General features: G+C 62.0%; 6 protein-coding genes. All 6 read left to right on the top strand.

Annotation, left to right across the window (positions count from 1 at the left end):
- The first annotated feature begins 3 nt into the window (after positions 1–3).
- The 6 genes from CRI93_RS02865 (at position 4) to CRI93_RS02845 (ending at position 13,756) form a co-directional block, all read left to right on the top strand.
- On the top strand, positions 4–708 hold the full coding sequence (locus CRI93_RS02865) for an L-ribulose-5-phosphate 4-epimerase (RefSeq protein WP_098061112.1): 705 nt from the start codon (positions 4–6) through the stop codon (positions 706–708).
- 287 nt (positions 709–995) lie between these two features.
- Entirely contained in the window at positions 996–2,048 is a 1,053-nt protein-coding gene (locus tag CRI93_RS02860; RefSeq protein WP_217992490.1) for a zinc-dependent alcohol dehydrogenase, read from the top strand.
- Between the two features lie 51 nt (positions 2,049–2,099).
- Entirely contained in the window at positions 2,100–3,260 is a 1,161-nt protein-coding gene (locus CRI93_RS02855) for an ARMT1-like domain-containing protein (protein WP_098061110.1), read from the top strand.
- A 1,241-nt stretch (positions 3,261–4,501) separates the two neighbouring features.
- Positions 4,502–10,870 carry a T9SS type A sorting domain-containing protein gene (locus CRI93_RS02850; RefSeq protein WP_098061109.1) on the top strand — a complete coding sequence of 2,123 codons (6,369 nt, stop codon included), beginning with the start codon at positions 4,502–4,504 and terminating at the stop codon, positions 10,868–10,870.
- A gap of 97 nt (positions 10,871–10,967) precedes the next feature.
- Entirely contained in the window at positions 10,968–11,183 is a 216-nt protein-coding gene (locus tag CRI93_RS15030; RefSeq protein ID WP_141491535.1) for a hypothetical protein, read from the top strand.
- 128 nt (positions 11,184–11,311) lie between these two features.
- Positions 11,312–13,756 (top strand): T9SS type A sorting domain-containing protein, encoded by a 2,445-nt coding sequence (locus CRI93_RS02845; protein WP_098061108.1) that lies wholly within the window; start codon positions 11,312–11,314, stop codon positions 13,754–13,756.
- The last annotated feature ends 65 nt before the right edge of the window (positions 13,757–13,821 follow it).

The following is a 13,821-nucleotide window of genomic DNA, read 5'->3' as shown; positions in this document are numbered from 1 at the left end:
CTCATGGCACACCATGAACTCAAGGAATTGGTCTACCGGGCGAACCTCGACATTGTGGAGGCCGGCCTCGTGGAGCTCACCTGGGGCAACGCCAGCGCCGTGGACCGCGACGCCGGAGTCTTCGCCATTAAGCCCAGCGGGGTAGACTACGACGCGATGCGTCCCGACGACATTCCGCTGGTGTCGATAGAGACCGGCGAGCGGGTGGAGGGCGACCTCAATCCGTCGTCTGATACGCCCACCCATCGCGTCCTCTACCAACAGTTTCCGTCAATTGGTGGGGTCGTACACACCCACTCCGACGTGGCAGTAAGCTGGGCACAGGCCGCGGAGCCGATTCCCTGTCTTGGTACTACCCACGCCGATCACTTCTACGGCGAAGTCCCAGTCACGCGCCGCATGGCGGAAGACGAGATCCAGTCCGACTACGAGCACAACACCGGGGCGGTCATCGTGGAGCGCTTTCGTGATGACGACATAGCCCCAGCGCAGGTCCCAGGTGTGCTGGTGGCAGGCCACGGCCCTTTCACATGGGGCGCGGATGTGGCGCATGCCGTCGAGAATGCCATTGTCCTCGAATCGGTGGCCCAGAAGGCAATGCAGACCTACACGATCAACCCGAACGCCAAGCCGATCGACCAGACGCTCCTTGACAAACATTATCTGCGCAAGCACGGTGAGAATGCGTACTACGGTCAGGAGAGGTGAAGCGAGGGAGCAAGAGGTGGAGAGAAGCGAGACAACATCTTCTGGTAGTGGGTAGACGCTAAGTGATAAGGCTATCGCAGAATGTAGGTTTGTATTGTTCGAACCCCCTCTCCCTTTATTCCGCTGCGCTCCATGAGTCGTCCTGCGGACTCGTTTGGGTTTCTCCCCCTTTTCCAAGGGGGAGATGTCGATAGACAGAGGGGGTTGTCTGGCTCCGATGATGTCGGCCATATGACAATCACTTACCATTGAACCGCTACCCATCTTCTAATGAGAACAGATCAGTGATGACTGCTTTCAGCGAAACGATGCGAGCGGTGCGGCTGCACGGGCCTGGCGACGTGCGCGTTGAATCAGTCGAAGTCCCGTCGCCCGTCGCGAACGGGCAGGTGCGCCTACGCATGCGGAGCGTGGGCATCTGCGGAAGCGACCTCCATCACTACCGCGAAGGCAGCACGGGCGGCAACGCACCGGACAGCCCCCTTGTCCTCGGCCACGAAATCGCGGCGGAGGTACCGCCCGAGAGTGCCGACACGCTGGGCTTGGAAGCGGGCACGCTGGTGGCCGTCGACCCGGCGCATCCCTGCAGAAGATGCGAGTGGTGTGAGCGCGGCCACCCTAATCTGTGTCCCCACGTCGAGTTTAAGGGCGTGGAGGCCCACCGTGGCGGCCTCACCGAGTATCTGATGGCGTATCCAGACGAGATTATCCCGGTGCCGAAGTCGTTTGACGCCGACACAACAGCTCTCCTCGAACCACTGGGCGTTGCCATTCACGCCCTGGACCTCGCCAAGCTCCGTGTCATGGACACGGTTGCGGTACTGGGAGCAGGGCCCATCGGGCTCCTCTGCGCTCAGGTCGCTCAGGCGGTAGGAGCGGGATCGTGCTACGTTGTCGATCCCCTTGAATACCGGACCGAAATGGCTGCTGACCTTGGGGCCGACGCGGTCGCCACAGATCTTTCGGCCATCGAGGAGTGGACTAGCGGGCGCGGGGTGGACGTGGTGATCGAGGCGACGAACGACCCGAAGGGAATCGGGGACGCTCTACACAGCGTACGAATCGGGGGAGACGTGGTGCTGGTAGGCATCCCCGAAGGTAACGAGCATATCCTTACGGCCTCCACCGCCCGACGAAAGGGGGCAACTGTGAAGTGGTCGCGGCGAATGGGACACGTCTACCCCCGCGCCATTCGTATGGTACAGTCCGGCCGGGTGGCGATCGACCCGCTTATCACCCACCGTTTCCCGCTGAGTGAAAGCCCGGAAGCCCTCGCGCTGCAGTCACGCTACGACGATGGTGTTATCAAGGCAGCCGTCTATCAAGAGGCAGGCTTGTGACTCACCCGATGTTTTTATCCACTTCATACTACGAACTGAGTACACACGTTTATGCCCCATCCTCCTTATCCGGCTCCAATCCGCACCGATGGGAGCAATGCCTTTGCCCGTCGGTCGATGGCCGAACGTGTATCGGGGATCTTCCAAGAGGTTCTTGTGCGCAATCCAGACTATCCGACAGCCATTCAGGATAACGTGCAAGCCCTGCGCGATGCAATTGAGAACGATGAGCCGCTGACCCTCTTTGACCCGCCCGCGCCTGATCACGACCTCTGGACGCGCCGGTTCGAGCCGCATGAGGAGGAATCGTGGCTGGATACGACGTGGTTTTTTGCAGAAACATTCGCTTATCGTCAGCTTTTGGCGGCCTGCCGCTACTGGACCACGCAGCGTGACCCCTTTCATCCGTACAAGAAAGAGGAACTCCACTCGGACGAACTGCGAGACGCCGTCGGCGAGGCACTGACCAAAGGAGGAACGCTCCGCGAGCGGCTGGGACACCGTCTCGTGGATTGCCTCTGGGGAAACCGGATGGACCTGAGCATGCAGAGTGTGTTGGAGCAGGGGACGAGCGCAAAGGCCGAACACCTGCTGTCCAATGACGTCCCTGAGGTCGTCGATCATCTGATGGAAGGGCCCGCCGGACACGTCCATGTGATTATGGACAATGCTGGTACCGAGGAAGCCTTTGACCTTGCGCTGGCGGCGCTACTGCTGGAGGAAGACATCGCTCAGACTGTTACGCTTCACGTCAAGATGGCACCGATTCTGGTGAGCGACGTGTTAGGAAAAGACGTCTTCTGGCTGCTCAACGTGATGGAGAAATACGGTGCTCCCCTGGATCGGCTGGCCAGTCGGGTACGGGCATGCATTGAAGAAGGACGTCTTCACATCGTGCCCGACTTCTTCTGGGGCACCGACGCCAGTCTCCGCGAGATTCCGTCGCGTTTAGAGAAGCCATTTCGCAGGGCACAGTTGGTCATATCCAAAGGCGACGCGAATTACCGGCGTATCACCAACGATGCCCTTTGGCCTGAGGAGGCGACGCTGGCCGATGCCGCAGGGCCCTTCCCGGCTCCCCTCCTCGCGCTCCGCACCATCAAGAGCGATACCCTGGTTGGCGTTGAGCCCGCCACGGTCCGTCGGCTGAACCAGGAAGAAGAACATTGGCGGACGAAAGGCACCTACGGGGTTGTCCAGTTTGCGTCCTGACGTGTCCTTTCTGAAAGATAGGCCTGGAAAAGAGAAGTCGAGGCGAACGCGAGTTGGTCTGAAGATAGCTGCCCCCAGACACGATCCGTGACTCGACCGGCGGATCACAGTCTGGGTCGTTTCTGGTTGATTTTGCCTATCCGAACGGCAACCCCCAGGGCTAACGCATGGGATTATTGTGAAGGAGTTTGCTCATGTAGGCATTGTCCCAGCCGGCCTTTTTGCGGCGTCCTCGGAGTCTACCTTGCGCTTCGCCGCCCCAGGATGAAGCAACGGTCTCCAAAGTGGTCCTGAACGCCTCTATAGGCCGTTTTGTGACTGGCCTTCAACGTGAGTAAGTAAGAAAGCGGTGCCCATTGGCTTTCTGATCTATGATCTGTGTGGCAATCACCAGAATGCTTGGGAGGCAGAACACTTGAGAGCGGGTAGCGGACGTTTCCGTCTTCGCGCGGGTCATCGAGATCAGAAAAGGGGTTAGTAAGCAGCTTCATCGGCCAGAATCGAAGGAACAGGGGAGCAGGGAATAGCCGACCTATCCAGATAGGAGGCCTCCGGCCCATTCATCGCATAGCCCTGCCGGCCCCCCATCGCCCTACAGGCAACGGCAACACTACGAGCGAACCCAGTTCGTCCAGCAAACCCGGCCTGTCATCAGCAGCGTTTGGCATGCTCTCACAGCGTACGCGCCTGGAGCTGAGCATCCTAAAAGCCACGCTGCGCACCTCGGATGAACGGACCGATTTAACGGCATGTGCAGGTTTCCTTCCTCCTTTGTTGATCGCCGCCTTGTGGTAGAATGCGCGGTCCTGACATCCCCCATTCCCTCACGCTGTTCGGGCCTTTCCCCCTTCGCGAAGGGGGAAATGTCGCGCAGCGACAAAGGGGGATGCCCAACCCAAAAGGACCATCGAAAAACTCGCACACTGCGTGATTTAGGTTCAGAGACGACAGATTCAGGCGATGCGAAGGACTCGGAGGAGGCAATGCCTGACATATCCCCCTGAAAACAGGGACCACCCGCAAATCCCCGCTCAGCGCTTCTAAGAGGCCGTCTGGCACTGATGGGACACAGGGTTGACACGCTCACGCAACAGATTGACACGCTCAGATAACGCAATACGGCCGCGTATCCGGTAGAATAAGTGCACGTTGCTTCATCGCCCGCGCTGCTTCATCGCGTGCATTGCTCAGGGCCCGAGGCATTGCAGGCCGAATGTGCACTTTACAACTACTTCCTTGGTATGCGTACTGATACGCCCAGCTTCACTGATACGCCCGGCTCCAACGTGTGCTCTCAGGACATCCGTCTCCTTTCCCAGGGGCTGGCTCGCCTGTTGCCCCTGACTCGTTCCTGCGGTATGATGCTGGGCATGATCCTCGGCGCCCTACTTGTCTGCACGCCGCTGGTTGGCGTACCCGCTGCGCAGGCGCAGTCCGGCGACATCATTTACGTGGATGCCGATGTAGGCGGCGGCCCCGGCGATAGCTGGGAGACGGCGTTCTCTGACCTGAACAGCGCGCTGGACATTGCCACCGGCAATGATGTGATTGTGATTGCCGAGGGTACCTACACGCCCGGCTCCGACCGCAGCGACCGCTTCCGGATTACCGGCACCCAGGACGGCCTCCAGATCTACGGCGGATGGAGTGGAACCGAGTCGTTTACAGGTCCTGCAGATGTGGATGCCCAACTGGGCAGCCGCGACCTGGTGGCCAACGAGACGGTCCTCTCCGGCGACATTGACGCAAACGACCGCCCGTTCAATCCCACCACCGACAGCGACGGCATTTCGGGCACGCCCAACGGCTCCGATCATATCGTTGGGGAGAACAGCTACACGGTGGTCTACATAGACGGGCGTAGTGGCGCAGAGGGCGGCTCCGGGCCCATCACGCGGGGCACCGTCCTCAACGGGCTGACGATGACAGGCGCACTGGCAAACGTGAGCGGTCCACAGGTCGGTGGCGGTGGAATCTATTGCCAGGGGGATGGAGCTGAATGCAGCCCAACTCTGTCGCGTCTGCGGGTAGTGGGCAACCGGGCTGCGACGGGAGCCGGCATCCTGTTCAGGGCTGATGGCGGCGAGACCAGTCCCCGCATTGCCCGCACGGCGGTAGTAGGTAACGATACGGTCGTCGATATTATCGATGTTGACGACACTGCTGAACCCAACATCCTACCTGGGGGCGGTATCAACTTCGGAGGATATTTCTCTGGAAGAGCTCTTGCGTCCGAAGCCGAAATTTTTGGATCATTGGTTGCCTACAATGCGGCGAAACGTCAAGGCGGAGGCCTCTGGGCAGTCAATTACGACCAATTCGATCTACAGATTACAAACACGACGTTCGAACAAAACTACTCCGTATCTGACGGCCAAAATGGAGTGGGAGGCGGAAAGGCAATCGTAACCACACATGACGTGACGCTCACCAATGTCATGGTCTCCGGACCTTCGCCGATTGAGACCGATGGTCCCCGAGATGGAACGGCTGTTCTGGTCTTCAATGGCGGGTCAATGACCATGACGAATTCGCTGCTACAATGGGGCCCCGACGACGTGAAGCTTGATGACGGCGGATCCGTCCAGTACCTCAACGCGTCCGGGCAGCCTGTGCCGTTCGATGAGAGCACCAACCAGCAGGATGAGCCTGGCTACTATCGGCCCAACAGTCCCGCCGGGTCCGATGGCGCCTTTGCAACCGACGACGACGGCTTGCAGCTGCGCGACACCAGCCCGGCCGTGGGCGCAGGCATCGGGGCGGCGCCTACCGGCCCAGATCTGACCGGGGCGTCCTGGGCAAACGGTGCGGTATCGCTCGGGGCCTACGCGGGAAGCCGTCCGGTGGAGCCGGTCTACGTGGATACCGACGCGGCCCCCGGGGGCGATGGGGCCTCCTGGGGCACCGCCTTCAACGAGCTGGAGGATGCGCTCGCCGCAGCCCAGGCTGGTGATGAGCTCTGGATTGCTGAAGGCGTGTACACGCCCGACAAAGCGCCCGACTTTCCCGATGGGAATCTCGGAGACGAAGCGTTTCGGATTACAGGAGATCAGGACGGCATCCAGCTGTACGGCGGGTTTTCAGGCTCTGAGACGCGCTGGGACCAGCGCGCACCCACCACCCACCGCAGCATCCTCAGCGGCGATGTAGGCCGCGACGACGTGGACCCCGATGGGGACGGCATCATTATGGATGCCAGCGACCAGGTCGGCACCAATCGCTCGGTCCTGGTCCTGGATGGGGAAGGGTCCAGTGGCCCCAGTGATCAGCCGATCACCTCGCAGACGGTGATTGACGGGCTGACGATCACCGCCGGAAAAGACAATCTTCTCTCGAGCGTAGGAGGTGGCATCACATGCGAGAGCGACGACTCGGGGGGCTGCAGTGCCCAGTTCCGCAACCTCGTCATCGCCGGGAACCGGTCGGATGTGGGAGGAGGGGGTATGGCTCTCCGCCTTGACGGAGCATTGGATGCGCCTCGCATCACAAACAGTGTCTTCGTCGGGAACGAAGCCTCTAACAATGATGGAGGAGGGGTCGCGATCAGCGCAGGGGATATTGCTGGGGCGTCCAGGGCGCGCCTCACCAATGTGGCGTTCGTCAACAACCGGTCCCTAAACCCCGATGGAGATACCTTTGGAGGGAAAGGCGGGGCTATCGCCAACAGGGTAAACCTTAGTGAAAGCCGTCTCCGCACTACACTGACGAACGTGACCTTTACTGGCAACACCGCTGAGGATGCAGGAGGCGCGTTGTATAGTGGAGGCAACGACCGTTTTCCTGACTCACGCGCAACGGTCACGGTCACCAATGGCCTCTTCCACGATAACCAAGTGAGCTCGGGCGGCACCGGCGACGAAATCGCAACGCAGGCACAGGGCACCACGCTGCTCACCCACACCCTCGTGCAAGGCGGAGACGCAGGCACCAGCACAACCAACGGCGGCACCACCACCTATCTCGACTTCGGCGGCGATCCGGTGGACTTCGCCAACAGCTCCAACCAGACGGGTGACCCGAAGTTTGTCGCGCCGACCATGCCCGCAGGCCCCGACGGCACGTACCGCACCGCAGACGACGGTCTGCATCTGCAGCCGAACAACGTCGCACGCGGCACGGGCACCGTCGACTCGCTGCGCACAATCACGACCGACCTCACCGGCGCCTCGCGGGTGCAAGGGTCGAGCTCGGGCGGAAACAGCGACTACGACGCCATTGATCTTGGGGCCTACGAAGGCGGGGGCGCCGACCTGGCCCTGACGTTCTATGTCGATGCCGCGACGGGCGACGACGCGAACAAGGGCACGTCCTGGAGCGGGGCCTTCGCCACGCTGCAAGCGGCCCTCGATGCGGCGACAGCCAACGACCAGATCTGGGTCGCCGAAGGCACCTATCTGCCCAGCGAACCGCTCGATGCAGACGAACCGCGCACGGCGACCTTTGAGATTACCGGCGCCCTCGACGGGCTGCAGATCTACGGCGGATTCGACGGCACCGAAACCACCCGTAGCGAGCGCGACCCGGCTGCGAACGAAACCATTCTCTCCGGCGATATCGGCACGACAGGCGATGCCTCCGATAACGCCTATCATGTTGTTGTCTTCAACGGGGGAAACCGCATCGGCGATAATACAGCCCCTAACATTACGACAGGCACCGAACTGAATGGAGTAACGGTAACGAGAGGGAATGCAAATGAGAGTAGTGATCCGAACAGTCAGGGCGGCGGTATCTTTTGCGACGGAGGGAGCTCCGGCAACGAATGCAGCCCAACCTTGGCAAACATCACATTCAGCCAGAATGCGGCGAGCGAAGAGGGCGGTGCACTCTTTAATGATGCCTTCTTGGGGACGAGCAGTCCGCATGTCATCAACTCGACTTTTACGAGCAACTCCGCCACATTTGGTGCAGCGATCGCTGGTGAGGTCTCCAATGGCGAAAGCAACCCTGTAATCAGGTCGGCGACTTTTGACGGAAACATTGCGCAGACTTCGGGCGGTGCGATATACATTGATGGCAACTTTGGTACAGGCAAACCAGAGATCGAAAATGCCACCTTTACGAACAACGAGGCTAACCGCGGGGGAGCAATATATTTCTACGGAGAAAGCGGCGAAGCAGCCCCACAGATCACAAACGCCACCTTTGTCAACAATGCAGCCACCAGCCAGGGCGGCGCGTTTTACTTCTTTGGAGATGGAGGCTCCATTGCGGCTGAGATCGCAAACAGCATCTTTGTGGATAACGGGGCCGATCATATTGCCTTCGATGACGGCAACGCCGGCGAATCTCCAGTCTTCATCAACTCGACCTTCACTGGCGCAACGGACTTCGCGTTCGATATCCGGTATTACGACAGCGGGCGGACGCCCCTACAGGTCGTCAACTCCATTCTTTGGGGCAACGGAGGCATGGCCGGGACGACCGAGTCGGTGAGTGACCCTGACGCCGCGGTCGACGTGACCTACTCTGTTGTGGACGAAGCCACGTATGCGGAAGGCAGCGGCGACGCGAATGCAGGCCCGGGTAACCTCAACACCGACCCGCTCTTTGTGGATGCAGGGCAGCCCGCAGGCCCCGACGGCCGCTTTGCGACCGCTGACGACGGGCTGCGCATCGCCGAGAACTCGCCCGCCGTCGACGCCGGCGACAACAGCGCGGTGCCGGACGGCGTCACGACCGACCTGATCGGCGACCTGCGCACCCAAGACGGCAACGAGGACGGCACCGACGACGTGAACCTGGGCGCCTACGAAACGCCCGGTCTGCCCATTGCCCCCAGCGTCACCATCACCGGCACCAACGGCACCGAAAACGACGCCGGATGGCGCGTGCTGAGCGTGCCCTACACAGGCGCGGTGGCGGGCGATGTGCGCATGGCCTCCTCCGCGGGCACCAACGCCCCGCGCTTCAACCTGAACGTCATGGCCGTATGGGACGACAGCGACCCCGACGAAAGCACCGGCGGCACCGGGGCGTACACGACGGCCGACGCCAGCACGCCGCTGGGCCTGGGCGATGGCCTCTTGCTCTACCTCGAAGACGACGCCCGCGACCCGGTCGAGTCCAGTGGGCTCACTGTCTCGTTGAATGAGAGCTCCAGCGCTACGCGCCACGGCACCAGCGCGGTTGTGCGCGACGATCTCACGCAGAGCGCGCGTTGGCACCTTTTGGGCAACCCGTACCCGACGGACTACGAGCTGTCAGCGCTCACCACCGGCAGCAGTCCGACCGGTGGCAGTCCCCTGGCGGGCAACGGCTTCAAGGCAGATGCCCAGGTCTATGACGCGACCCGCGGCACATGGGCGATCATAAACACAGAAACCGAGACGCTGGCCGCGTGGCAGGGCGCATTCATCGAGCGGAGCACTCCCGGCACTGGACCCACAGAGGTCACGTTCGACCCCGGCGGGCGCACCGATGCCAGTGCGCCGTTTATCGGCAGTGAGATGCAAGGCCCAACGGCAGCCTCGGAAGGCGTGCAGCGGGGCACGCTGTGGCTGAAAGGGGTCGTGACTGACGCGTCGGGCGACCCGGTGGCCACCGACCAGGCCATTGGGGTGCGCTTTCACGAGAACGCGACCGATGGGTGGGACGCATGGGATACCTCGAAGCTCGCGCCGCTGGAAGCGCCCTCCGTAGCGCTCAGCGCACAGGGCCCAGGCGAGAGCGGCGGCGACGTTGCCAAAGCGGTCGAGAGCCGCCCGTGGCCACAGGACGCTGCAGACCCAGACTCAGACGCGGACCTTACGGCGGTACCGGTAGCTGTTCAAGGCGATGCGTTGCCCTCCGATGGCACGCTCACGCTTCAGGTGCGCGAGTGGGACCTGCCCGACACGTGGGCCGCGGAACTGATCGACACGCAAGGCACCTCTGATACCAGCGACGACCAGACGGTGCCGTTGGAGCCCGGCATGGATTACCCGGTGGACGTGAGCAGCCTCAGCGCCAATCCGGAAACCGAACGGTTCGTCGTGCAGATTGCGCCGAACACCGGCGCCTTGCCGGTAGAACTGGCCCGCTTCGAAGCGCAGCGCTCGGGCGATGAGGCCATCACCGTGCAATGGCAGACCCTCTCGGAAACGAACAACGCCGGGTTTGAGGTGCAGCGTGTGGCCGGGTCTGTGAATGAATCCGTAGAGACGCCCCAGTGGGACGTCTCTACGGGGGAATCGTGGCACACCATCGCGACCCTCGACGGCGCCGGCACCACCGATGAGCCGCAGTCCTACCGGTTCGAAGACACCGACCTGCCCTACGCGGCCGACAGTCTCCGCTACCGCCTGCGGCAGATCGACACCGACGGCACGGAGTCGTTTAGCGAACCGGTGACCATCGCGCGGCAGGTGACCGAGGCCGAGCTGCTCCCCACGTACCCGAACCCAGCGCGCAGTCAGGCGACCGTGCGGTTTGCGGTTCCCGAGCAGCAGCCGGTGCGCATTCAGCTCTACGACATGCTGGGGCGCCGCGTGCAAACCGTAGTCGACACCGACGCGGAGGGCCGCACCGAGCAGACCATCGACGTAGGCGGCCTGGCCAGTGGCACCTACTTCCTGCGGATGCAGACCGAGAGCCACACCGAAACCCAGCGCATCACCGTTGTGCGGTGACGGGCACCGTAGCCGTGCTGCAGAGGGGAGTTAGCCGCTAATCCCCTCTTCTGTTTGTTGTCAACCTATTTGTTCTCAATCACAGTCTCCCGTTGCCATGGCTCGTTCTGATAGTAGTATCTCGCATAATACACTGCATAGGGCCTCCTCTCATGCACCACCCGCGTCGAATCGCTCCGAGGTGGATACGGAGGCCCGACCGCCCACCGGGTATGAGCCGCCCATGCTGAAGCCCTTGGGCACCCTGCCAAAGCGCACAGGCATGGCGACGTCTGTGATGGCCAATCCCCCACTGCCCAGCAATCCGGGGTGATGGCCGAGAGGAATCTCATGCGCCCCCTTCCTGCGGCATCTCCTGTATAGGCTGAGTGATACACTGCGTGTAAGACACTGCGTATAAGAGGTATATCTCAAACTGTATAGGCCGCCGAAAGAAACAAAATGTCTGCTCTCTTTCTTCTGATCAATCCGGTACGTCTCTACACTATGCAATACAAAACCGTTACAGCGACTTCCTCCTTAATGGTCTGGCCCTTCTATGCTACAGTGGGTGCACTGAGCGCACTGCTCCTGTGGGCATTGGTTCTGCCCGTTCGCGCGCAGACACCCGGCGAGGTGCTGAGCTTCCAGGAGATCAACAACGGGGTTGGCGGACTGGCGGGGAGCCCGCTCGAAAATCGCGACAACTTCGGCAGTGGCGCAGCGAAGATCGGGGATGTCGACGGTGACGGCGTGCCCGACGTGCTCGTTGGCGCCCCTGGAGACGCCGACGGGGCGAGCAATGCCGGAGCGGCGTACGTGCTGTTTTTGAATGCCAATGGCACGGTTGACACCCAGCAGAAGATCAGCAACGAGGCCGGTGGGTTGGCCTCGGGCACGCTTGCGGAGGTCGACATATTCGGCATCGGCGCGACGGGAGTCGGAGATGTCGACGGGGACGGCGTGCCCGACGTGCTCGTTGGCGCCCCCGGGGACGACGACGGGGCGAGCAATGCCGGGGCGGCGTACGTGTTGTTTTTAAATGCCGACGGCACGGTTGACGCCCAGCAGAAGATCAGCAACGGCACCGGCGGGCTGCCCAGCGGCCTCCTCGAAGAGAACGACTTCTTCGGGATCGGCTCGACGAAACTCGGGGACATCGATGGGGACGGCGTGCCCGACGTGCTCGTTGGCGCCGTCGAGGACGACGACGGGGCGAGCAATGCCGGAGCGGCGTACGTGCTGTTTTTGAATGCCGATGGCACGGTTGACACCCAGCAAAAGATCAGCAACGAGGCCGGTGGGTTGGCTCCAGGTACGCTCGCGGATGGCGACTTCTTTGGCAACGGCGCGGCGGGACTCGGGGACATCGACGGTGACGGCGTGCCCGACGTGCTCGTCGGCGCCTACGGGGACGAGGACGGGGCGAGTAATTCCGGGGCGGCGTACGTGCTGTTTTTAAATGCCGACGGCACAGTTGACGCTCAGCAGAAGATTAGCAACGAGGCCGGTGGGCTGCCCAGCGGCCTCCTCGAAGAGAACGACGCCTTCGGCATCGACGCGACAGGACTTGGGGACATTGATGGCGACGGCGTGCCCGACGTGCTCGTTGGCGCCACCCAGGACGACGACGGGGGGATCAATGTTGGAGCGGCGTATGTGCTGTTTTTGAATGCCGACGGCACAGTCAACACCCAGCAGAAGATCAGCAATGGGAATGGCGGACTGTCGGGCAGCACAATCGCGGACGGCGACGAGTTCGGCCGTGGCGCGGCGGGACTTGGAGACGTCGACGGGGACGGCGTGCCCGATGTGCTCGTTGGCGCCCGGCGTGATGACGACGGGTTGCTCAATTCCGGAACGGCGTACGTGCTGTCGCTGGATGGGAGCCCGACCTGTGTGTCCGGGCCCGGCCTGCTCTCCTACGGCGCGACAGGGGTGACTATCGACTTTGCCCCGGGCACCACCGGACCAGGCGCGTGCCTTGTCGTCTCACCGTTCGATGATCCGCCCACAGACACCGACGGCCTCCCCGCAGGCGACAACGTGAGTAGCTACCGCATCGTCATCACTGCCGACGCGGGCCTTACCGTTGGCCCCGGAACGCAGGTGCGCTTCGACGTGAGCCAGTTCGGCGGCATCACCGCGCCGGGTGACGTGACCGTCTACTCGCGCCCTGACGTCGGCACCGGCCCCTTTACTGATGTGCCGACCGCCGTCGAAACGAACGACGGGGTCACCGAACTCGTCGCCACCGTGGACGGCTTCAGCGAATTCGTCTTCGTGAGCACATCGGGTCCGTTACCGGTCGAACTCAGCGCTTTTGATGCCACGCTAAACGACGAAGACGCCGTGCTCGTGTGGGAAACCCTTTCCGAAACCGGCAACGCGGGCTTTGAGGTGCAGCGCGCGGCCGGGTCTGTAAATGAATCCGTAGAGACGTCCCACTGGGGCGTCTCTACAGGCGAATCCTGGCAGACCATCGCGACCCTCGACGGCGCAGGCACCACGGACACCCCGCAGTCCTACCAGTTCACAGACACCGATCTGCCCTATGCCGTCGATAGCCTGAGCTATCGCCTGCGCCAGATCGACACCGACGGCACCGAATCCTTCAGTGAAGCGATCACGGTTGCGCGTCCGGTGCAGGCCACAGAGCTCTTGCCGACGTATCCGAACCCGGTGCGCAGTCAGGCCACCGTGCGGTTTGCAGTGCCAGAGCGGCAGGATGTGCGCATCGACCTGTATGACCTGATGGGCCGCCGTATCCGCACGGTGGTAGATACCAATGTGGAGGGCCGCACGGAAGCGCAGCTTGATGTGAGCGATCTGGCGAGCGGCACGTACTTCCTGCGTATGCAAACCAAGGGCCATACCGAAACCCAGCGCATCACCGTCGTGCGGTAGCCGATGTGCGGTAACGGGTATCTACAAAACCGACCGATTCTGAACAATTGCTTGCGGAGGTGTGC

The organism is Longimonas halophila, from assembly GCF_002554705.1.
In the GTDB taxonomy this organism is placed as follows: Bacteria; Bacteroidota; Rhodothermia; order Rhodothermales; family Salinibacteraceae; genus Longimonas; species Longimonas halophila.
The sequence above is the reverse complement of the archived record's forward strand: the minus strand, read 5'-3'. Positions and strand labels throughout refer to the sequence as shown.